We start from the raw sequence: 21,799 nt of genomic DNA on the forward strand, positions 1-21,799 counted from the left end.
CACGATGACCGTCGTCCTGGTCGACCCCCGCCGACCCTCGCTTGTCCCGGTCGAAGCCCTCGCGTTGCTCGCAGGTGAGGTCGTCTACACGGAGGAACTGCCGATCGTGGTGCCGTGGTCGTTGCCGGCCGCACGATCGGTGCTCGTCGGTGCCTCCGACGCGCAAGCCCCGGTGCTGCTGTCCTCGGACCGCAACCATCCCGACGTGGTCGCTCGCCTGGAGGCCGGAGAGGCTCTGATCGCGGCGCCGGACGCGCCGGCGGGGGAGCGGCTGATCGACGCGGTCGCGATCATGGACCGGCTGCGCAGCACCGGCCCGTGGGAGAGCGAGCAGACCCACGACTCGCTGCGCCGGTTTCTGCTTGAGGAGACCTACGAACTGTTCGACGCGGTCCGCAGCGGCGATGCCGACGAACTGTGCGCGGAGCTCGGCGACGTGCTTTTGCAGGTGCTGTTCCACGCCCGCATCGCCGAGGATGCGTTGGAGAAGCCGTTCGGCATCGACGACGTCGCGGATTCGCTGCTGCGCAAGCTGACCAATCGGGCGCCCGCGGTGCTCGCCGGCGAGGAGATCTCGCTGGCCGAGCAGGTGGCGCAGTGGGAAGAGCGCAAGGCCCTAGAGAAATCAGCGATCAAGCTCAGGGAGTCGATTCTCGACGATGTGCCGACCGCGCAGCCGGCCTTGGCATTGGCTCAAAAGGTGCTGCAGCGGCTCGCCCGCGCCGGCGTGCCGGCAGATCTGATCCCCGAGACGGTCACCACCGTCACGGTGGCCGCCGACACCGATGCCGAAAACGACTTACGGGCAGCGGTTTTGGAACTCATGGACACCGTCCGGTCGGTGGAGAAGGCGGTCATCGGCGAGCCCACCGAAGAGCAGTGGCGCGCCCACTGGCCGCAGCTCTAACGCGGGCGCCCCGGCACTCTTGCGCCGAAACCGACGTTTTGCCGGCGCCTACTCGTACTTTCGCTGCAAAACGTCAGTCTCGCGGAGCCGATCAGTTCGGGTTCTCGCCCCAACTGCCCGGCAGCATCGGGACCCGCGGCTCGGTGTCAAGCCCCTCACCGGTCAGCACAGCGATCCCGGAAGCCTGACGGCTGGTCCCGGTCGCAGTGCCGGCGAAGCCCAGCGGGCCGGTACCGGAATCCGAGGCGCTTGCCGCGCCCGCGGGCCCATCCCACTCCGGCGTCACACCGATGTTCATATCCATGTATTCGTCGCCGAACCCGCGCTGCTTTGCGCGCTGCCGCTGCCGGCGCTTGGCGGCCAGCGCCTGCGCCGTGGCTTCACCGGGAGCGCCCTGGCTCTCGGACGCCTCTTCGTCGGCACTGCGGGAACGTCGCGCACCGCTGGAGCTGCGCGCCGACGAGGAGACACTGCTCACCAGGTACAGGCAGGAGGTCGGCCCGAATCCGACACCCGGTCCGCCACCCACGCCGCCGCCGGCCGGCATGCCGGCACCCGCGGTGGCCGGAGCGGTGGGGCCGGCCGAGGAGATCGGGTCCGCGCAGGCGCACGCCTCGGCTCCCGCGGGCACCGGGGCGCCCGCGGCGACCGGGGCGCCGACGCTGCCGCCCACCGGCATCGGCGGGGTCGGCTCGACGGCCTGCTCGAGCCCGACCGCGCCGATCGCGCCTAGTGCACCGAGCCCGGCGGCAGCGGCGAGGGCGGGCGCCGCGGCCATCACGATCGGGATCGCCATCATTACTGCAATCTGGCCCAGCGGCCACAACAGCATCAGCGTGTGGAAAGTGAACCAGCCCAATGCCCCCGCCAGAATCGGGGACATCCCCGGGATCCCCAGCAGCATCTGGGTGACCGAGCTGGCAAACGGAAACGCCTCGATCGGATATCCGTCGACACCCAACTGCGCCCACAGCCACTTGGCGATCGGGTCCGCAAAGCCCATGTTGAACTGCGTGATCAGGTCCTTGAGCTGCTGTTCCCAACTGGGGGCGGCAGCGGCCTCAGCGGCCCCCGGGGCCACGATCGGCGGCGCGGGCGTCGCTACTGGAACCGAGGCCAGCGCCGCTCCCGCGACGCCCTGGTAGACGGTCATCATCTCCGCGGCCTGCACCCACATGCGGGCGTAATCGGCTTCGTTCAGCGCGATCGGGACGGTGTTGATGCCGAAGAAGTTCGTCGCCACCAGCGTGGCGTGCACCGCGTGGTTGGTGGCCAGCTCTGCCAGCGTGGGCATGCCGGCCAGTGCGGCGGTGTAGGCCGCGGCCGCGGTCTGGTGCAGACCGGCCGCAGCGGTGCTCTTGGCGGCGCTCTCGGCCAGCCAGCTCAGATACGGGGCGTGCGCGGCCGCGTACTGCTGGGCGCTGGGGCCCTGCCAGGCACCCTGCACTCCGGCCAGTACCGCGTCGAGTTCGGCGGCCACCTCGGCGTATTCCGCGCTCATCGCCGAATAGGCCGACGCGGATTCCAGCAGCGGACCGGGTCCGGGCCCGGCGCTCAGCAGCGCCGAGTGCACCTCCGGCGGCGACGCCAGCCAGACCGGTGCGGTCATCGAACGCACCTCCTTCCCGATTACCGGCGATCTCGATCTTGTTCGGTCAACCAATTGGTCGCGGCGTGGCCCGGTTTGGTTCCCTGCAGACGAATCTTTGTATCCGGGCTCCGAATGAGCGACTATGTCGGCATGCGGTGCGAGGTAGTGCGCGAGACCCTGTCGTCGCTGCTCGACGGCGAGCAGCAGGAGCTGCCGGCGCAGCAGGTCGATGCGCACTTGGCATCGTGCCGCAGCTGCCGGCGCTGGCTGGTCGGCGCTGCCGCCCAGGCCCGCCGGCTCACGGACATCAACAGCGACACCGACGCCGACACCGGCCCTGACCTGGCCGCCCAGATCCTGGCGGCCGCCGGGGTGACATCGATCACCGCCGAGAACGCCGACGACAGCCTCTGGTCGCGGTGGGGATTTCGACGGCCCGCGCTCATTGCCGTCGGGGTGCTCCAGGTGGCGATGGCGGCTATCCAGATCGCCGGCGTGGACTTCGGCATGGTGTCGGCGCACGGACACGGGCACGGCGCGGCCACCGGAGCGCATTTGCTGCATGAGTCCACCGCGTGGTTGTTGGCGCTCGGCGGCGCCATGATCGCCGCCGGTATCTGGCCGTCCGTGGCCGCCGGTGTTGCCGCGATCGCCGGCGTATATGCCTTGGCATTGGGCGGTTATGTGGCTCTCGACGCCTACCACGGTCAGGTGACGACCGCTCGGATCGCCAGCCACCTGCCGGTGTTGATCGGCTTGGCATTTGCTTTGCTGGTGGCCCGTCAACGCATGGGTGGCGCAGGTCCGCGCCCGGCCCGGTGGGACGCCGACGGCGCCGCTGACGGGGCTGCCCCGGCGGCGGGCGCGGGTCGCGGTCGCCGGCGTCATCTACGGTCGGTCAACCACTCCGACAGCTCTACGACCATGCGTCGTAATAGCGTCGCGACCCCCGGTCTAAGGTGGATGTTCATGGCGGGAGCAGAGCGGGTCCAAGGCGACCCCGACGATGCTGTCACCGCCCTCGCCGTTGCCGCCGCAGCCGGAGATGCCCGTGCCCTGGAGGCCTTCATCAAGGCCACACAGCACGACGTCTGGCGATTCGTGGCCTACCTCTTCGACGGTGCCAGTGCTGACGACCTGACCCAGGAGACCTTCCTGCGGGCGATCGGAGCGATCCCGCGGTTCGCCGGCCGTTCCAGTGCCCGGACCTGGCTGCTGGCCATCGCACGGCGGGTGGTGGCCGACCACATTCGCTACCTCAAGGCGCGTCCGCGCACCGCACCGGGCGCCGACCCGGAGCTGCTGCTGGACCGCGATCGGCCCACCCGCGGTTTCGAAGACGTGGTCGAGGTGACCGAGTTGATCGCCGGCCTGTCGGCCGATCAGCGCGAGGCACTGCTGCTGACTCAACTGTTCGGGCTGTCCTATGCCGACGCCGCGGCGGTCTGCGGTTGTCCGGTTGGCACCATTCGATCCCGGGTTGCGCGTGCACGTGACGCGCTGCTGGCCGATCCGGAACGCGGTGAGCTGACTGGTTAGTCGGCGATTTAGCGAGGCTCGACGCAGGAGAGTCGAAGCTGGAACTGCCGCATAGACTCGGCTGGATTCACGCTGGTGGAAGCAATTTTTGCGACACGCGCGGGCGGAACAGGCGGTCGGTGGTGCCTCGCTCATGGCCTAGTCATGGAACGATGGACGCAAAACCATAGCTTCGAGGTTGGGGAGAGCGGTGTCGGCGCTACGTTGGCTGCGGACGGCCGCCGTCGTCGGCGCGACGGCCGTACTGCTGGCATCCAGTTGCAGCTGGCAGCTCGGTAACCCCATCCCGCAGGGCGTGCCACCGCCCCCCGGAGACCCGGTCCCGCCGGTCAGCACTGACGTCGCCTCGGGGCGGCCCGCCGACCAGCTCTATCAATGGGCCGCGGAGCGTGCCCCGATGCTCGGCATCCCCATCACCGCGCTGGAGGCCTACGCCTACGCCGCGCGGGTCGCTGAGGTGGAGAACCCCAACTGTCATCTGGGCTGGACCACGCTGGCGGGCATCGGCCAGATCGAGAGTCATCACGGCCACTACAACAACGCCACGGTGGCGCGTAACGGCGACGTGCGGCCCAAGATCCGCGGGGTCCGGCTCGACGGCTCCGGAGGCAATCTGCACATCGTCGAGGACGTCCAACCGGACATGGCCGACGACGACGGCGTGGTCCGCGCGATGGGGCCCATGCAGTTCATTCCGGAGACCTGGCGGCTCTACGGCGTCGACGCCAACAACGACGGCGTCGTCAGCCCCGACAACATCGACGATGCCGCCCTGTCGGCAGCGGGCTATCTGTGCTGGCGCGGCAAAGATCTGGCCACCCCCAAGGGCTGGATGACGGCGTTGATGGCCTACAACGAGTCGGAGATCTACGCCCGCGCAGTCCGGGATTGGGCCGCCGCGTACGCGGCCGGTCGCCCGCTGTAGCGGTGTCCGGTACGGAGTACGGCGGGGTACAGCTAGGCTCCCAACAGGCCTCCGATAGACACGACGGCCAGCCCCACCCACGCTCAAGGAGAAGTCAGTGCCCATCATCCAGCAGGTCGGCGCCCGCGAGATCCTCGATTCCCGCGGAAACCCCACGGTCGAGGTCGAGGTCGCGCTGGAAGACGGCACGTTCGCCCGGGCCGCGGTGCCCTCGGGTGCATCCACCGGCGAGCACGAGGCCGTGGAACTCCGCGACGGTGGCGCCCGCTACGGCGGCAAGGGCGTGCAGAAGGCGGTCGCCGCAGTACTGGACCAGATCGCGCCGGCCGTCATCGGAATCAGCGCTGACGACCAGCGGCTGGTGGACCAGGCGCTGGTGGACCTCGACGGCACCCCGGACAAGTCCCGGCTGGGCGCCAACGCCATGCTCGGCGTCTCGCTGGCAGTGGCCAAGGCGGCCGCGGACTCCGCGGCGCTCCCGCTCTACCGCTACCTGGGCGGCCCCAACGCCCACATCCTGCCGGTGCCGATGATGAACATCCTCAACGGCGGCGCCCACGCCGACACCGGCGTCGACGTTCAGGAATTCATGGTCGCCCCGATCGGCGCCCCCAACTTCGCCGAGGCGCTGCGCTGGGGCACCGAGGTCTACCACTCGTTGAAGGCAGTGCTCAAGAAGCAGGGGTTGTCCACCGGCCTCGGTGACGAAGGCGGTTTCGCCCCCGACGTCGCCGGCACCACCGCCGCACTCGACCTGATCAGCACCGCGATCGAGGCCACCGGGCTCAAGCTGGGCACCGATGTCGCGCTGGCCCTCGACGTCGCGGCCACCGAGTTCTACACCGAGGGCAGCGGCTACGCGTTCGAGAAGCAGAACCGCACCGCGGCCCAACTGGCCGAGTTCTACGCCAAGCTGCTCGACAGCTACCCGCTGGTGTCCATCGAAGACCCGCTGTCCGAGGACGACTGGGACGGCTGGGTGTCGTTGACCTCCGCGATCGGGGACCGGGTGCAGCTCGTCGGCGACGACCTGTTCGTCACCAACCCCGAGCGGCTCGAGGAGGGCATTGAGCGGGGCGCGGCGAATGCACTGCTGGTCAAGGTCAACCAGATCGGCACGCTGACCGAGACTCTGGACGCGGTCACCCTGGCCCACCACAGCGGCTACCGCACCATGATGAGTCACCGCAGCGGCGAGACCGAAGACACCACCATCGCCGACCTGGCGGTGGCGGTCAGCAGCGGCCAGATCAAGACCGGTGCCCCGGCCCGCAGCGAGCGGGTGGCCAAGTACAACCAGCTGCTGCGGATCGAGGAGGAACTCGGCGACGCCGCCCGTTACGCCGGCGAGCTGGCCTTCCCCCGCTACGCGCCGGAGAGCAAGTAGCCGCCAGGGGCCGCTGCCATGTCCGATCCGAAACGGCCTGAACCCAAGCGGCGTTCCGCGACGTCGCGGCCGGGACGGGGCGGTGAGAACGGACGTGCGCACCCGCGCCGGACGCCGCCGGTGCGCCGCGGGTCCGGTGCGGCGCGGACCCCACCGCCGTCACCGGCCGGCGCGGTCAAACGAGCCATTGCAGCGGCGGCCGAGCAGAGCTCGGAGCTGCGGGTCGGCTTCACCGCCCGGCGGGCGGTGATCCTGGCCGCAGTGATGTGCGTGCTCACGCTGACCGTCGCCGGGCCGGTCCGTACGTTCTTCGCCCAACACGCGGAGATGAAACAGCAGTCCCAATTGGAGACCACCCTGCACCGCCAGATCACCGACCTGCAGCAACAGAAAGCCAACTTGGACGACCCCGCGCACATCCGGGCGCAGGCTCGTCAGCGGCTCGGTTTCGTCATGCCCGGCGAGATTCCGTATCAGGTCCAGCTGCCCGCGCCGGCCGAGGTGCCGGGTGAGCCGGGTGCCGAACCCCTGGCCGCGCCCAGCGGGGATCCCTGGTACACCGCGCTGTGGCACACCATCGCCGACACGCCGCACCCTCCGCCGCCGCCGCCGGCACCGCCGTGGGTTCCGGTTCCGCCCGCACCGGTGGTGCCCGTTGGTTGATCCCGCCGACCTGGACGCGGTGGGCCGGCAACTGGGCCGAGAGCCGCGCGGCGTCCTGGAGATCTCCTATCGGTGCCCCAATGGCGAACCCGCCGTGGTCAAAACGGCCCCGAAGCTGCCGGACGGAACACCGTTTCCCACCCTGTACTACCTGACACACCCGGCGCTGACCGCCGCCGCCAGCCGGTTGGAATCGTCGGGCTTGATGGCTGACATGACCGAGCGGCTAAAGCAGGATCCCGAACTCGCTGCCGGCTACCGGGCCGCTCACGAGTCCTATCTCGCCGAGCGGGATGCGATCGAAACGCTGGGAACCACGTTCACCGGCGGAGGCATGCCCGATCGGGTGAAATGCCTGCACGTGCTGATGGCGCATTCCCTGGCCAAGGGTCGTGGTGTCAACCCGTTCGGTGACGAGGCGCTGGCCATCCTGGCCGCCGAGCCGGCGATGGCCGGGATCCTCCGGCCCCAGGACTGGTTGTGACTCGCCTCGCGGGAATCGACTGCGGCACCAACTCGATTCGGCTGTTGATCGCTGAGCCGGTCGACGGCCGGCTGCGCGACATCCACCGCGAGATGCGCATCGTCCGCTTGGGTGAGGGCGTCGACGCCACCGGGCGGTTTGCCCTCGAGGCGATCGAGCGCACCCGCGCGGCGTTGGCCGACTACACAGAGTTGCTGGTGGCGCACGGTGTTTCACGAGTGCGGATGGTGGCGACTTCGGCCACTCGGGACGCGGCCAACCGTGAGGTGTTCTTCGACATGACGGCGCAGGTGTTGGGACGCGCCGTTGCGGGGGCGGTCGCCGAGGTGATCACCGGGCAAGAGGAAGCGGAGCTGTCCTTTCGCGGCGCGGTAGGTGAATTGGACAGTGCCGACGGGCCGTTCGTGGTCGTCGACCTCGGCGGTGGTTCGACCGAGGTGGTGCTCGGCGATCCGGACAATGGGGTGTCGGCGAGTTACTCGGCCAACATCGGCTGTGTCCGGCTGACCGAACGCTGCCTGCACTCCGACCCGCCGACCGCCGGGGAAGTCTCGGCTGCTCGCGAGGTGGCCCGCGAGCTCCTGGGGGAGGCGGTGCAGGCCGTGCCGGTGCAGCACGCGCGAACCTGGGTGGGTGTGGCGGGCACCATGACCACGCTGTCAGCCCTGGCGCACGGCCTGACCGAATACGACTCGGCCGCAATACATCTGTCGCGGGTCGGCTTCGCTGATCTGACGGCGGTCTGCGATCAACTGATCGGCATGAGCCGCGCCGAGCGGGCCGCCCTGGGCCCGATGCACCCCGGCCGCGTGGATGTCATCGGCGGTGGGGCGATCGTGGTCCAGGAGCTGGCCCGCATCTTGGCGCAGCGCGCCGGAATCGGGGAGTTAGTGGTCAGCGAACACGACATTCTGGACGGCATTGTGCTGTCGATCGCCTAGCGATCTGCCGGCGAGATGTAAAGGCGTAAAGGTCGCCTCGTCCAGCGTAAAGAAAGCGTCAACGGTCTCCATCGTGCCTGGTGACCGGGTCTAACTTCAGGGCAGACCCGGTCGGGTTCTCGAGAACGGAGAACACGTGGCTGTACTGGCCTACCTACTGTTGACGGCGGTGATCTTCGCCTTGCTCGGTGGGGCGTTGAAGTTGGTTGAGCGACTGTGAACCTCGCCAATGCTGTCGGTCTGACGCTGGCCCTGGCGGTGGTGGCGCTGCTGGTGGCCGCACTGCTGTTCCCGGAGCGGTTCTAGTTGAGTACCACAACGGCGGGCGTGTTGTTCTTGGCGTCATTGGTCGTGGCGCTGGCCGCGGTGCACGTACCGTTGGGCGACTACATGTATCGGGTCTACACCCGCGAAACACACTCCCGCAGCGAGCGATTCATCTACCGGTCGATCGGGGTCAACCCGGAGTCCGAACAGACCTGGGTCGGCTATGCGCGCAGTGTTCTGGCGTTCTCCGCGGTGTGCGTGGTGTTCCTGTTCGTGCTGCAGCTCATTCAGGGAAAACTTCCCCTGCACCTGGATGATCCGGCGAACTCGATGACACCTGGGTTGGCGTGGAACACCGCGGTCAGCTTTGTCACCAACACCAACTGGCAGGCCTATGCCGGCGAGTCGACGCAAGGGCATCTGGTGCAGATGGCCGGCCTGGCGGTGCAGAACTTCGTCTCCGCCGCGGTCGGCATGGCGGTTGCCGTCGCGTTCGTCCGCGGGTTCATCGGTCGGCGCACCGCGGTGCTGGGCTCATTCTGGGTAGACCTGGTTCGCGGCACGCTGCGCATCTTGTTGCCGATCGCGGTCGTCGGCGCGACGGTGTTGATCGTCGGCGGGGTAGTCCAGAACTTTCACCTCAACGACCAGACAATCACGACCCTGACCGGTGCACCGCAGGCCATTCCAGGTGGTCCGGTGGCCAGCCAAGAGGTGATCAAGCTGCTCGGCACCAACGGGGGCGGCTTCTACAACGCCAACTCCGCGCATCCGTTCGAGAACCCGACCGCGTGGACCAACTGGGTCGAGATCTTCCTGCTGGTGGTCATAGCGTTCTCGCTGCCCCGCACTTTCGGCGCAATGGTGGGCAACACCAAGCAAGGCCATGCCATCACCGCCGTCATGGCCGTGATCGCCCTCATCAGTGTCAGCCTGCTCGGCTGGTCGCAGCTGGCGCATCACGGCACCGTCCCGACCGCGGTGGGGGCGGCGACAGAAGGGATCGAGCAGCGGCTCGGGGTGGCCGACTCGGCGGTCTTCGCGGCGGCCACCACGCTGACCTCCACCGGGGCAGTCGATTCCACCCATGACTCCTATACCAGCCTGGGTGGCCTGCTGACGATGGTCGACATGCAGCTGGGGGAGGTCGCTCCCGGGGGTGTCGGCTCGGGCCTGTACGGCATCTTGATCCTTGCGGTGATCACGGTGTTCGTCGCCGGGTTGATGGTCGGGCGTACCCCGGAATACCTGGGCAAGAAGATCAGTCCACGCGAGATCAAGCTGGCGGCAAGCTATTTCCTGGTGACCCCGGTGGTTGTGCTGTGCGGAACGGCGATCTCGATTGCGTTGCCGGGCCTGCGCTCGGCGATGGCCAACACCGGACCGCACGGGCTCTCCGAAGTGCTGTACGCGTTTACCTCCGCGGCGAACAACAATGGTTCCGCGTTCGCGGGATTGGCGGCCGACGGGACGTGGTACGAGACCGCGCTCGGGATCGCGATGCTGGCCGGCAGGTTCCTGCCCATGATCTTGGTGCTGGCGCTTGCCGGGGCGCTCGCTGCGCAGGGGCAGACTCCGGAATCCATTGGCACGCTGCCTACCCACAAGCCCCAATTCGTCGGCATGGTTGTCGGGGTGACGCTCATTTTGGTCGCCCTCACCTTCCTGCCGGCACTGGCCTTGGGGCCACTCGCTGAAGGGCTGCACTGAAATGCGCTCGGCCACAACCATCTCATCGCCGCCGCTGACCGATCACCGGCGGGTATCGGGTGGGCTGCTGGACTCCGCGATGCTGCTGGCGGCGTTGCCCGCGGCGTTGCGCAAGCTCGATCCCCGGACCCTGTGGCGCAACCCGGTGATGCTGATCGTCGAGGTCGGCGCGGTGTGGTCGACGATGCTGGTCATCGGCGAGCCAACCTGGTTCGGCGCTCTGATCGTGTGCTGGTTGTGGCTGACCGTGGTCATTGCCAATCTGGCCGAGGCGGTCGCCGAAGGTCGCGGGAAGGCGCAGGCCGACGCTCTGCGAAAGTCGAAGTCCGACACCGTCGCACGTCGGCTGTGTGGTTGGGCGCCCAATACGCCCGGCATCGAAGAGTCGGTGGCGGCGCCCCTGCTGCAACGGGGCGACATCGTCGTTGTCGAAGCGGGTCAGATCATCCCCGGCGACGGCGACGTGGTGGAGGGCATCGCGTCGGTGGACGAATCGGCGATCACCGGCGAATCGGCACCGGTGATCCGCGAATCCGGCGGCGACCGTTCCGCGGTCACCGGCGGGACGCTGGTGTTGTCGGACCGGATCGTAGTCCGGATCACCCAGAAGCCAGGACAGAGCTTTGTCGACCGGATGATCGCGCTGGTCGAGGGGGCCAACCGGCAGAAGACCCCGAACGAGATCGCGCTGAACATCCTGCTGGCCGCGCTGACCCTGATCTTCGTGGTGGCGGTCGCAACGCTGCAACCGTTGGCGATCTACTCCAAGGCCAACAACCCGGGCGTCTCGGATACCGCGGCGCTCGATGGCAACGGTGTCACCGGCATCGTCTTGGTGGCACTGCTGGTCTGCCTGATCCCCACCACGATCGGTGCGCTGCTGTCCGCCATCGGAATTGCCGGCATGGACCGGCTGGTGCAGCGCAATGTGCTCGCCATGTCCGGCCGGGCGGTCGAGGCCGCTGGGGACGTCAACACATTGTTGCTGGACAAGACCGGCACGATCACGTTGGGTAATCGGCAGGCATCGGATTTCCTTCCGATATCCGGGGTATCGGCCGCTGAGCTCGCCGACGCCGCGCAACTATCCAGCCTTGCCGATGAAACTCCCGAAGGCCGCTCCATCGTGGTCTACGCCAAGGAGGCCTACGGGTTGCGAACGCGGACACCGGGCGAGCTCACCGCGGCGTCCTGGGTCGAGTTCACCGCCGTGACCCGGATGTCCGGTGTCGACATCGGCGGACGCCAATTGCGTAAGGGCGCCGCTAATTCCGTCAGCGACTGGGTGCGTGGCCACGGCGGGGACATCCCCGTCGAGCTGGGCCGGATCGTCGACGGCATCAGCGCTGCCGGGGGAACACCGCTGGTGGTCGGTGAGGTGCTCGTCGGCGGGCCGGCCGTGGTGCTCGGTGTCATTCATCTGCGGGACGTGGTGAAGCAGGGCATGCGTGAGCGGTTCGACGCGATGCGGCGAATGGGTATCCGGACCGTGATGATTACCGGCGACAACCCGTTGACCGCCAAGGCGATTGCCGATGAGGCTGGGGTTGATGACTTTCTCGCCGAAGCCACCCCCGAAGACAAGCTGATGCTGATCAAACGCGAGCAGCAGGGTGGACGACTGGTCGCGATGACCGGTGACGGAACCAACGATGCACCAGCGCTGGCGCAGGCCGACGTCGGGGTGGCGATGAATACCGGCACCAGCGCCGCCAAGGAGGCGGGCAACATGGTGGACCTGGACTCCGACCCCACCAAGCTCATCGAGATCGTGGAGATCGGCAAACAGCTGCTGATCACCCGAGGCGCGCTGACCACCTTCTCGATCGCCAACGACATCGCCAAGTATTTCGCCATCATTCCAGCGCTTTTCGTAACGATTTTCCCGGGTTTGAGTCTGCTCAACGTGATGAGGTTGCACAGTCCGCAATCGGCGATCCTGTCGGCGGTGGTCTTCAATGCGCTGGTTATCGCGGCGCTGATTCCGCTCGCGTTGCGTGGGGTCCGCTACGTTCCGGGCAGCGCTTCGGCGCTGCTCAGCCGAAACCTCGCCGTCTACGGCCTGGGCGGGATTGTGGCCCCGTTCGTCGGGATCAAGCTCATCGACCTGCTGGTTCAACTGCTGCCTGGGATGGCGTGACATGAGATTTGCGGACTTGGTTCGGGGGCACTGGGCCGCGCTGCGTGCCCTGCTTGTCTTCACCGTTGTGCTCGGCATCGGCTACCCGCTGTTCGTCTGGCTGGTGGCCCAGATCCCGGGCCTGCACGCACGTGCCGAAGGGTCGCTGATCACCGACCCCGCCGGCCGACCGGTCGCAAGCGCCCTGATCGGGCAGGCGTTCACCGACACCGCCGGCCGCCCACTGCCGCAGTCCTTTCAGGGCCGGCCGTCGGAAGCCGGAATCGGCTACGACGCCTTGGCCAGCGGAGCGAGCAATCTGGGCCCGGAGAGCATTGTCGACATGCCCGATCAGCCGAGCCTGCTCACCCAGGTCTGCACCCGCAGCGTCGACGTTGCGAAGACCGAAGGCCTTGACGTGCGGGCCTCGGCGAGACCGTTCTGCACGGCCGGTGGACGGGGCGCGGTGCTGGCGGTCTTCGGCCCGCGCGGTCCCAGCGGCACCGTCGCCCGCCCGACGCGCGTGGTCAGCGTCAACGAGCCCTGCGCCACTGAGAGCGAGCTGTTTGTGTCCCGCTATCACGGCGTTCGGGTGGAATGTGCCAGGCCCGGTGAGGATTACTCGGCCGGCCAGATTGTGCCGATCCGGGGCGCTGCGGCCGAGCACCCGCGGGTTCCCGCCGACGCCGTCACCGCCAGCGGCAGCGGCCTGGACCCCGATATCTCACCGGACTACGCCGAGCTTCAGGTCGAGCGGGTCGCAAAGGCCCGGGGGATACGCGCCGAGCAGGTCCGAGCCGTGGTCCGTGCCCACCAGAGCGGCCGGCTTCTCGGATTCCTCGGTGAGCCCCGCGTCAACGTGGCCGCGGTGAACCTGGAACTGGACCACGAGCATCCTGTTCCCGGCTGCTGTTCCGATGGATGATTTATCGGTGAGTGCTTATGGCTCGCGTGGCAGACGTGGGGAGTTACGCATCTATCTGGGTGCGGCACCCGGCGTCGGCAAGACATACGCGATGCTCGGCGAGGCCCACCGGCGCTTGGAACGAGGCGCCGACCTGGTGGCTGCGGTGGTGGAGACGCACGGTCGGGTAAAGACAGCGGAACTGTTGCAGGGGATCGAGGTCGTCCCGCCACGTTGGATTACCTATCGGGGCAGGAGCTTCCCCGAACTCGACGTTCCTGCAGTGCTCGCGCGACGACCGCAAGTCGTACTCGTCGACGAGTTAGCTCACACCAATACGCCGGGCAGCGTGAACCCCAAACGGTGGCAGGACGTCGAGGAACTGCTCGCCGCGGGAATCACGGTGATCTCTACGGTCAACGTGCAGCATCTGGAGAGCCTCAACGACGTCGTCGCGCAGATCACCGGGGTGCAGCAGCAGGAGACGGTGCCGGATTCGTTCGTCCGTCAGGCCTCGCAGCTCGAACTCGTCGATATCGCTCCAGAGGCGCTTCGCCGCAGGCTAGCGCACGGCAACGTCTACGCGCCGGAGAAGGTCGATGCGGCGTTGTCCAACTACTTCCGCAGCGGAAATCTCACCGCGTTAAGGGAATTGGCGCTGCTGTGGGTGGCCGACCAAGTGGACGCCGCGCTGGCGAAGTATCGCGCCGACAAGAAGATCACCGCGACCTGGGAGGCTCGCGAGCGGCTGGTGGTGGCCGTCACCGGCGGCCCGGAGTCAGAGACGCTGGTACGGCGAGCCTCGCGGATCGCATCGAAGTCCAGCGCCGAGTTGTTGGCACTTCACGTGCTGGCCGGCGACGGACACTCGGCCGTTCCCACTGCGCGGATGGGGAAGATCCGTGAGCTGGCGGCCAGTCTCGGTGCCTCCCTACACGTCGTCGTCGGCGACGACGTGCCGACCGCACTGCTGGACTTCGCCCGAGAAGTCAACGCCACCCAGTTGGTGATCGGGACGTCGCGGCGGTCCCGCTGGGCGCGCTTCTTCGACGAGGGCATCGGCGCAATGGTGGTGCGGCGATCCGGCAAGATCGATGTACACATCGTGACTCATGAAGAGTCCAAGCAAGGTTTCCGGATCACACCCCTCTCACCGCGGCAACGCCGCGTACTGCCTTGGCTGGCGGCGCTACTCGTACCGTCGGTGGTCTGCGCGATCACCACGACATGGCTGGATCCGGTACTGCGCTTAGGCGGGGAGAGTGCGCTGTTCTTCGTCAGCGTGCTGGCGGTGGCCCTGCTCGGCGGGGTGGCCCCAGCCATTCTTTCGGCGCTGATATCCGGTCTGCTACTCAACTACTTCCTGATCGATCCGCGGCACAGCTTTACCATCGCCGAAACAGATTCTGCGGTCACGGAGATCGTGCTGCTGTTGGTTGCGGTCGCGGTGTCGGTACTCGTGGATCGCGCCGCCGAACGCTCCAGGGAGGCCGGGCGCGCATCCCAAGAGGCGGAGTTGCTGGCTCTGTTCGCCGGGTCGGTATTGCGGGGCGCCGACATCGAGACGCTGCTGGAACGCGTTCGGGAGACTTATGCACTACGGGCGGTGAGCATCCTGCGGATGTCTACCCTCGACGGCCAGCAGGCCGGCCCAACGGTGATAGCCGCCGCGGGCAATGATCCGTGTACGACTGTCGACGCTGCGGACACCGTCATCGACGTCGGCGACGACGAGTTCTGGATGTTGATCGCGGGCAGACAGCTGGCGGCGCGTGATCGCCGCGTGCTGTCCGCAGTGGCCAAGCAGGCGGCCGGGTTGGTCAGGCAACGTGAGCTGAGCGACGAGGCGAGTCGATCCGAGGCTGTCATGCGAGCCGATGAGCTGCGCCGCTCGCTGCTGTCGGCGGTCAGCCATGATCTGCGCACGCCGCTGGCGGCGGCCAAGGCCGCGGCGTCGAGTCTGCGCGCCGATGACGTCGGGTTCTCGCCGCAGGACACCCGCGAACTGCTGGCGACCGTGGAGGAGTCGATCGATCAACTCACCGCTCTGGTCGGAAACCTCCTCGATTCGTCCAGGTTGGCCGCCGGGGTGGTACACCCCGAGCTGGGCCGGGTGTACGTGGAGGAAATCGTGCAACGGGCCTTGGTCAGCATCGGCCGAGGCAATACCGGCTTCTTTCGCTCAGGCATTGAACGGGTCCAAGTCGACGTTGGCGACGAGGTGGTATTGGCCGACGCCGGACTGCTAGAACGAGTGCTCGCCAATCTCCTCGACAACGCGTTGCGCTATGCCCCCGACGGACCGATCCGGGTCACTGCGTGTCAGTTCGGTGATCGGGTTTTGATCAACGTCGCCGATCAGGGGCGCGGCCTACCACCGGGCGGGGAGCGCCTATTCGAACCGTTCCAGCGGATCGGCGACCAGAACAACACCACCGGTATCGGCCTCGGCTTGTCGGTAGCACGCGGGTTCATCGAGTCAATGGGCGGAACGGTTTCCGCCACCGAGACGCCGGGCGGCGGCCTCACCATGATGGTGGATCTGGCCGCGCCCCCGGCGACGTGACTACGGTTTATGCGTGCTTCCAGACAACCTTGTCGACTCCGGCGGCGTCACGGTAGACGACGCTGTCTGGAGCGGTGCCGTTCTTGACGTCGAAGTACAGTCGCCCGCTGGTCTGGCTGCCTGTGGCAATCGGTCCGTTAGGCAGGCCGTCAACCTCGTTGCCCTTCATCACCGCGAACGTTGAGCTGTTGACGGCGCGCGCGTTGAAGTCAGCGATGTTGGGCGTGGGCGAACCGCTGACCGCCCGAGCCGTCACATCCGAGTACCAAATGCCGTCGTTGTGCCCGCTGGGCTGCAGGTCGCTGACGGTGTAGGCGATGGCCCCGCCTGGGCTCTGAATCTCTTGGGTTTGACCGAATCCGACCACTTGTGGGTCCGCAGAAGCCGGCGCCACCGCAAGCATTCCGGCCGTCGTGAGGCCGGCCGCTGCTACTGCCGTCTTCTTGGCGATCTGGGAGAACATCACGGTAAAACTCCTTCCGCTAGGTTCTCCCAGGCATATCCGCGGCGGCGGATTTCAAAACCTCAAAAACTCACACTTCGAATCGATAGCCCATCCCCGCCTCGGTGAGCAGGTGTTTTGGGTTCGACGGATCATTCTCGAGTTTGCGGCGCAGCTGCGCCAGATAGACCCGAAGATATTGAGTTTCCTTTGCGTATGCCGGGCCCCATACCTGGGTGAGTAACTCGTCGCGGCCGACCAGCTTTCCCCGGTTTCGCACCAGCATCTCCAGCATGCCCCATTCGGTGGGAGTCAGATGGACCTCGCCGCCGTTCTTGGTGACTTTCTTTGCTGCCAGATCCACGGTGAACGAAGCGGTTTCCACTATTGGCTGGTCGGTTTCGGCGGTCGCGGCGTTGCGTCGTGCGGCGGCGCGCAGCCGAGCCAGGAATTCGTCCATTCCAAATGGCTTGGTCACGTAGTCGTCGGCGCCCGCGTCGAGCGCCTCCACCTTGTCGGCCGAGTCGGTGCGAGCGGACAACACGATCACCGGGACGGTCAGCCAGCCCCGCAGTCCGGCCAGCACCTCGATGCCGGAGATGTCGGGCAGCCCCAGGTCGAGGATCACCACGTCCGGGCGTTGCTCGGCGGCGGCGCGCAGGGCGCCGGCGCCGGTCGCCGCGGTGACGACTTCGTAGCCGCGCACCGACAGGTTGATCTTCAGTGCGCGCAGGATCTGCGGCTCGTCGTCGACTACCAGGACTCGTGTGCTCATCAGCTCTCTCCCGCCGGTGCGGCCAGGTCTACCACCATGGTCAACCCGCCGCCCGGTGTCTCTGTCGCCGAAATGGTGCCGCCCATCGCCTCAGTGAAGCCCCGTGCCACTGAAAGCCCGAGACCGACGCCGCTGGTGTTGTCGCGGTCGCCGAGGCGCTGGAACGGATCGAACACGTGCGCTTCGCCGCCGCGGGGCAGTCCGCGCCCCTCGTCGGCGACGTTGATCAGGATCCGGTCGCCGACTTGGCCGGCGGTCACCCGCACCACGCTGTCGGAGGCGTAGCGCAACGCGTTGTCGATCACGTTGGCGAGCACGCGTTCCAGCAAGCCGACGTCGGCCATCGCGACGGTCGGGCCCACCTCGACCTTCACCTGGTCGAGGCCGCGTCCGAAGATGTTGCTGCGCTTACCGATTCCGATCAGTGCGCGCTGCACTACCTCTTCCAGGTACACCTTGGTCAACTCCGGCCGGATCACACCCGCGGCCAGGCGCGAGGAGTCGAGCAGGTTGCCCACCAGGCCGGTGAGCTGATCGACGGATTCCTCCACCGTGGCCAGCAGTTCGGAGGTGTCGTCGGGGGAGAAGTCCACGTCATCGGCACGCAGACTCGACACCGCCGCCTTGGCTGCCGCCAGTGGGGTGCGCAGGTCGTGGCTGACCGCCGACAGCAGGGAACGGCGCAGCTCGTCGGTCCGCATCACCGCGTCAGCCCTACCGGCCTCGGCGGCCAATTCCTCCTGACGGACCAGTCCGGCTGCCTGCCGCGCCACCACCGACAACACCCGGCGGTCACGGGAGGCCAACTGCCGGCCGACCATCAGCATCCAGAACTCGTCGTCGCCGACATCGATCGCGGTGTCCGCGAGAGCTACCGCGGTGCACGGGTTTTCGCCGACCGAGGCGACGACTTCAGGAGTTGCACTGCTGGTCGGGACGCGGACCAGGCTCACCGCGCGTTGTGCGTAGGTTTCGCGAACCCGCTCCAACAGGGTGTCCAGGTCCGCGCCGCGCAGCACTGACCCGGCGAACAGCGTCATCAACTCGGCTTCGCGGGAGGCGCGGCCGGCTTCCCGGGTTCGTTTGGCCGCGCCGTCGACCAGGGCCGCCACGGCGATGGCCACCAACAGCAGGACCACTTCGGTCACGGCGACGTCGTGCTCGGCGATGGTGAAATCGCGTCGGGGAGCGAGCACGAAGTAGTTGAGCAACACCCCGGACAGCAACGCCGACAACACGGCCGGGGCGATACCACCGAGCAGGGCCACCACCAGCACGCCCACGAAAAACAGCGCGCTCTGGCCGGCGTCGAAGTAGCGGTCCAGCCAGCCCACCATGATCGCGCACATCAGGCACGGCACGATGACGGCCGCGAGCCAGGAAGCCGCACGTCGTTCCCGCGGCGAGATCGTCAGTCCCCGAAAACTCGGCTTGGCGTCCTCGTAGGTGACGATGTGGACGTCGATGTCGCCGGACTGCTGCACCACGGCCGCACCGACCCCCTCGTCGAGGATGCGGGCCCAGCGGGAGCGGCGCGAAGTGCCGATCACCAGCTGGGTGGCGTTGACGTCACGGGCGAAGTCCAGCAGCGCGGTCGGCACGTCGTCACCGATCACGGTGTGCAGCGAGGCGCCCAGGCTGATCGCCAGTTGGCGGATCTTGCCCACCCGGGGTGCCGGCGCACCAGAGAGCCCGTCGCCGCCCAGGACATGCAGCACCAACAGGTCACCGCCGGCCTTTGACGCGATCCGCGAGGCCCGCCGGACCAGGGTCTCGGACTCCGGGCCACCGGTCACCGCGGCCACGATGCGTTCCCGTGCCTCCCAGGTCTCGGTGATCTTCTTGTCGGCACGGTAGCGGGTGAGTGTCGCGTCCACCTGCCCGGCCAGCCACAGCAGCGCCAATTCCCGCAGCGCCGTCAGCGTCTCGCCGCGGAAGTAGTTGGCCAACGCCGCGTCGACCTTCTCCGGTGGATAGACGTTGCCGTGGGATAGCCTGCGGCGCAACGCTTCCGGTGCGACGTCGATGAGTTCGATCTGCGTGGCTTGGCGCACGACCGCGTCGGGGACGGTGTCGTGCTGGGTGGTCCCGGTGATCTTGGCGACGACGTCGCTCAGACTCTCCAGCTGTTGCACGTTGACGGTGGAGACCACGGTGATCCCGGCGGAAAGTAATTCCTCGATGTCCTGCCAGCGTTTGGGATTCCGGCTGCCCGCGGGGTTGGTGTGCGCGAGATCGTCGATCAGGACCACTTCCGGGTGGCGGGTCAGCACCGCGTCGACATCGAGGTCCCCGCCGGGCTCGCCGACGATCTCGATGCCTTGCAAGAGCTCCGCGGTCTTGTTGCGGCCGTGGGTTTCGACCGCGGCCGCAACCACATCGGTGCCGCGGTCGGTGCGGCGGTGCCCTTCACCAAGCATCGCGTAGGTCTTGCCGACCCTGGGCGAGGCTCCGAGGTAGATGCGCAGTTCTCCGCGCTCGCCGCGCTGGTTCACAAGACTCACCAGACCATCATCGCGGCAACCGAGGGCATCAGCCAGCGACGACAGGCCGGGCCATCACCGTGGGTTTGACCCCGTATTTGGGGTTGCTCAAGCCGAGGCCGCCGCGCCCGGCGGCGGCCGCGGCCGGGATACCGGCCGGTATGGCGTTCACCGCGGCACCCTCTTCGGCGGCGTCGGCAACCCACTCGGAGGTGATCAGTGGCGCCGCACCGGCTTCGGCCGGTAGCGCACCCGGCCACGATGCCGGTACCGACAGCCCGCCGGCGGGCGCTGCCTGTCCGACACTCACCAGCACCGACCGCCCGGCGGCGGCGCCGGCCTCGGCCGTGGAGGTCGGCGAGTCGACCAGGACATCGACCAATCCTTCAGGGGCGTGGGCGCTTGCCAGACCGGCGGCGGCCGAGATGCCGGCGAACATGTTCCATGACGCGACGTTGCCGATCGCACTGCCGTAGGTCTGGAATGCGTTCCAGATACCGATGTTCTGCGTTGAGTTGATGATGTCGCCGAGGCTGTTGGTGGCCTCCGCGGGGGATGCGAGTCCCTGGACCGCGTTGGGCAGGCTGGACACCAGCTGCGAGAGGCCGGAGTTGCTGCCCGCATTCGACGTGGTGGCCTGTGCCACCGCAGCCGTCTGGCCGGCGGTTCCGGCGGGATTGGTGGTTTGGGCGGGCTGGTTGAGCGGATTCAGGACCCCGGCCAGCGCCGACGAGGCTGCGTAGCCGTACATGGCGGCGGCGTCCTGCGCCCACATCTCGGCGTATAGCGCCTCGGTGGTGGCGATCGCTGCGGTGTTGACGCCCAGGAAATTCGTCGCAACCAGGGCGGCCAGTTGTGCCCGATTGGCGGCAACTGCGGGTGGGGGCACGGTCATCGCGAACGCTGCCTGGTAGGCGGCCGCGGACGCGGTGGCCTGTGCCGCGGCGTGTTCGGCGGCGGCGGCGGTCTGGTTCAGCCACGCCACGAAGGGGGCGACGGCCGCAGCCATCGCCGTCGATGCCGGGCCGAGCCACTCCTCACCGGTCAGCGTGGCGATCACCGACTGATATGACGAGGCGGTGGTGGCCAATTCAGCGCCGATCCCGTTCCACGCGGCCGCAGCGGCCATCATCGGTGCAGCCCCGGAGCCGGCATACATCAGACCAGAGTTGATTTCCGGAGGTAGGGCGCCAAAGTCCATGTCTTCAAATCCTGTTGCTGGTGAGTTGTGCAGACGTGGCTATACGCCCGTGGCGCGCGGCGCCACCTTGGGCTTGACGCCGTAGCGCAACCGGCCGCCGGCTTTGCCGTCCTTGGAGGCCGCCGCCGGTATGCCGGCGGGCACGGCGGAGGCCGGCGTGTGCTCGGCAGCGGCAGTGGTCGCACTGGCGAGCCGCGCGGCCGGGGCCGCCGGCTCTGGGGCACCGGCCCAGCTGGGCGGGGCCGACAGCTTGCCTGCCGCTGCCGCCTGCCCGCCGGTGACCACCGATACCGGTCCGGCATCCGAGCTGGCGTTGGTCAGTACCGACGAGGGCAGCGCGTCGGTGGAACTGGCCAGGTGGCCCGGCGCCAGGAAGCCGGAGCTGCCCAGCTGCAGCAGGTCGGATGCCGCGGACCCGAAGTTGCTGGCCTGCATGGCACCGGCGATGCCTAGGTTGGACACCGCGGCGTTGGACAGGTTGTAGGGGCCCGATGCCGACCCGGTCAGCATGTTGATGAGGTCGGTCAGCGGGGAGTCGGCCGCCCCGTTGCCGGTCGCGTTGGCCGCCTCGGTGGTGTCGTAGGACTCTGAGCTGGTGCGCAGGGTCTGGACGAACATCTCCTGGATCGCGGCGGCTTGGGCGCTGATCTGCTGGTACAGGGTTCCATAGGCGGAGAACTGCGTCGCTTGAAGTGCCGAGACCGCGTCCGCTGCCGCCGGCGCCACGCCCGTGGTCGGTGTCGCAGCCGCCGTGTTCTGCGCCGTCATCGCCGCACCGATCGTCTGCAGGTTAGTGGCAGCCGCGGCGAGCGCCTCGGGCTGCGTGGTCACGAACGACATGACTTCTCCTGACGGATGGCGGTTTGACCGGCGGCCGAATGCACGGCTCCACTGT

At 67.8% G+C, this 21,799-nt stretch carries 18 protein-coding genes and 1 pseudogene; 13 read left to right on the plus strand and 6 right to left on the minus strand.

Annotated features, from left to right (window positions below):
* The first annotated feature begins 4 nt into the window (after nt 1-4).
* On the plus strand, nt 5-907 hold the full coding sequence (locus RCP37_RS05045) for a nucleoside triphosphate pyrophosphohydrolase (RefSeq protein ID WP_308485885.1): 903 nt from the start codon (nt 5-7) through the stop codon (nt 905-907).
* A 91-nt stretch (nt 908-998) separates the two neighbouring features.
* Here the strand turns inward: RCP37_RS05045 and RCP37_RS05050 are convergent, their stop codons facing one another.
* Nucleotides 999-2,516 (minus strand): PPE family protein, encoded by a 1,518-nt coding sequence (locus RCP37_RS05050; RefSeq protein ID WP_308485886.1) that lies wholly within the window; start codon nt 2,514-2,516, stop codon nt 999-1,001.
* Between the two features lie 132 nt (nt 2,517-2,648).
* On the opposite strand from RCP37_RS05050, the pseudogene RCP37_RS05055 reads away from it, so the two are divergent.
* The 12 genes and pseudogenes from RCP37_RS05055 to RCP37_RS05110 all read left to right on the plus strand — a co-directional run.
* Nucleotides 2,649-3,344, plus strand: a pseudogene (locus tag RCP37_RS05055) (DUF2275 domain-containing protein); the annotation flags it as partial.
* Between the two features lie 123 nt (nt 3,345-3,467).
* Entirely contained in the window at nt 3,468-4,037 is a 570-nt protein-coding gene (sigC, locus tag RCP37_RS05060; RefSeq protein ID WP_308486942.1) for an RNA polymerase sigma factor SigC, read from the plus strand.
* Between the two features lie 190 nt (nt 4,038-4,227).
* Nucleotides 4,228-4,962, plus strand: coding sequence for a lytic transglycosylase domain-containing protein (locus RCP37_RS05065; protein ID WP_308485887.1), 735 nt, complete (start codon nt 4,228-4,230; stop codon nt 4,960-4,962).
* Nucleotides 4,963-5,059: 97 nt separating this feature from the next.
* Nucleotides 5,060-6,349: a phosphopyruvate hydratase gene (gene eno, locus RCP37_RS05070; protein ID WP_024442503.1), complete on the plus strand. Its 1,290-nt coding sequence runs from the start codon at nt 5,060-5,062 to the stop codon at nt 6,347-6,349.
* A gap of 18 nt (nt 6,350-6,367) precedes the next feature.
* Nucleotides 6,368-7,012: an FtsB family cell division protein gene (locus RCP37_RS05075; RefSeq protein WP_308485888.1), complete on the plus strand. Its 645-nt coding sequence runs from the start codon at nt 6,368-6,370 to the stop codon at nt 7,010-7,012.
* Nucleotides 7,005-7,496: a DUF501 domain-containing protein gene (locus tag RCP37_RS05080; RefSeq protein ID WP_065039505.1), complete on the plus strand. Its 492-nt coding sequence runs from the start codon at nt 7,005-7,007 to the stop codon at nt 7,494-7,496. The genes RCP37_RS05075 and RCP37_RS05080 overlap by 8 nt, the downstream gene beginning before the upstream one ends.
* On the plus strand, nt 7,487-8,437 hold the full coding sequence (locus RCP37_RS05085; protein ID WP_308486943.1) for a Ppx/GppA phosphatase family protein: 951 nt from the start codon (nt 7,487-7,489) through the stop codon (nt 8,435-8,437). Before RCP37_RS05080 ends, RCP37_RS05085 begins: the two co-directional genes overlap by 10 nt.
* A 216-nt stretch (nt 8,438-8,653) precedes the next feature.
* Complete coding sequence (locus RCP37_RS05090; protein ID WP_308485889.1) at nt 8,654-8,743, plus strand: potassium-transporting ATPase subunit F; 90 nt, start codon at nt 8,654-8,656, stop codon at nt 8,741-8,743.
* A complete protein-coding gene (kdpA, locus tag RCP37_RS05095; protein WP_308485890.1) occupies nt 8,744-10,414 on the plus strand; it encodes a potassium-transporting ATPase subunit KdpA in 1,671 nt (556 codons plus the stop codon).
* A gap of 1 nt (nt 10,415) precedes the next feature.
* On the plus strand, nt 10,416-12,554 hold the full coding sequence (gene kdpB / locus RCP37_RS05100; protein ID WP_308485891.1) for a potassium-transporting ATPase subunit KdpB: 2,139 nt from the start codon (nt 10,416-10,418) through the stop codon (nt 12,552-12,554).
* Nucleotide 12,555: 1 nt separating this feature from the next.
* Nucleotides 12,556-13,458, plus strand: a complete 903-nt coding sequence (locus tag RCP37_RS05105) for a potassium-transporting ATPase subunit C (RefSeq protein ID WP_308485892.1) — start codon at nt 12,556-12,558, stop codon at nt 13,456-13,458.
* Nucleotides 13,451-16,003 carry a DUF4118 domain-containing protein gene (locus RCP37_RS05110; protein WP_308485893.1) on the plus strand — a complete coding sequence of 851 codons (2,553 nt, stop codon included), beginning with the start codon at nt 13,451-13,453 and terminating at the stop codon, nt 16,001-16,003. The genes RCP37_RS05105 and RCP37_RS05110 overlap by 8 nt, the downstream gene beginning before the upstream one ends.
* Nucleotides 16,004-16,010: 7 nt before the next feature.
* Here RCP37_RS05110 and RCP37_RS05115 read toward each other — a convergent pair whose 3' ends face one another.
* The 5 genes from RCP37_RS05115 to RCP37_RS05135 form a co-directional block, all read right to left on the minus strand.
* A complete protein-coding gene (locus RCP37_RS05115) occupies nt 16,011-16,469 on the minus strand; it encodes a DUF1942 domain-containing protein (protein WP_308485894.1) in 459 nt (152 codons plus the stop codon).
* 67 nt (nt 16,470-16,536) lie between these two features.
* Nucleotides 16,537-17,220, minus strand: a complete 684-nt coding sequence (locus tag RCP37_RS05120) for a response regulator (RefSeq protein WP_046283970.1) — start codon at nt 17,218-17,220, stop codon at nt 16,537-16,539.
* Nucleotides 17,220-19,724, minus strand: a complete 2,505-nt coding sequence (locus RCP37_RS05125; RefSeq protein ID WP_373693108.1) for an ATP-binding protein — start codon at nt 19,722-19,724, stop codon at nt 17,220-17,222. The genes RCP37_RS05120 and RCP37_RS05125 overlap by 1 nt, the downstream gene beginning before the upstream one ends.
* A gap of 28 nt (nt 19,725-19,752) precedes the next feature.
* Nucleotides 19,753-20,904 carry a PPE family protein gene (locus RCP37_RS05130; protein ID WP_308485895.1) on the minus strand — a complete coding sequence of 384 codons (1,152 nt, stop codon included), beginning with the start codon at nt 20,902-20,904 and terminating at the stop codon, nt 19,753-19,755.
* Nucleotides 20,905-20,943: 39 nt separating this feature from the next.
* Complete coding sequence (locus RCP37_RS05135) at nt 20,944-21,744, minus strand: PPE family protein, SVP subgroup (RefSeq protein WP_308485896.1); 801 nt, start codon at nt 21,742-21,744, stop codon at nt 20,944-20,946.
* Nucleotides 21,745-21,799: the final 55 nt, after the last annotated feature.

This window comes from Mycolicibacter sp. MU0102 (genome assembly GCF_963378105.1).
GTDB lineage: Bacteria > Actinomycetota > Actinomycetes > Mycobacteriales > Mycobacteriaceae > Mycobacterium > Mycobacterium holstebronense.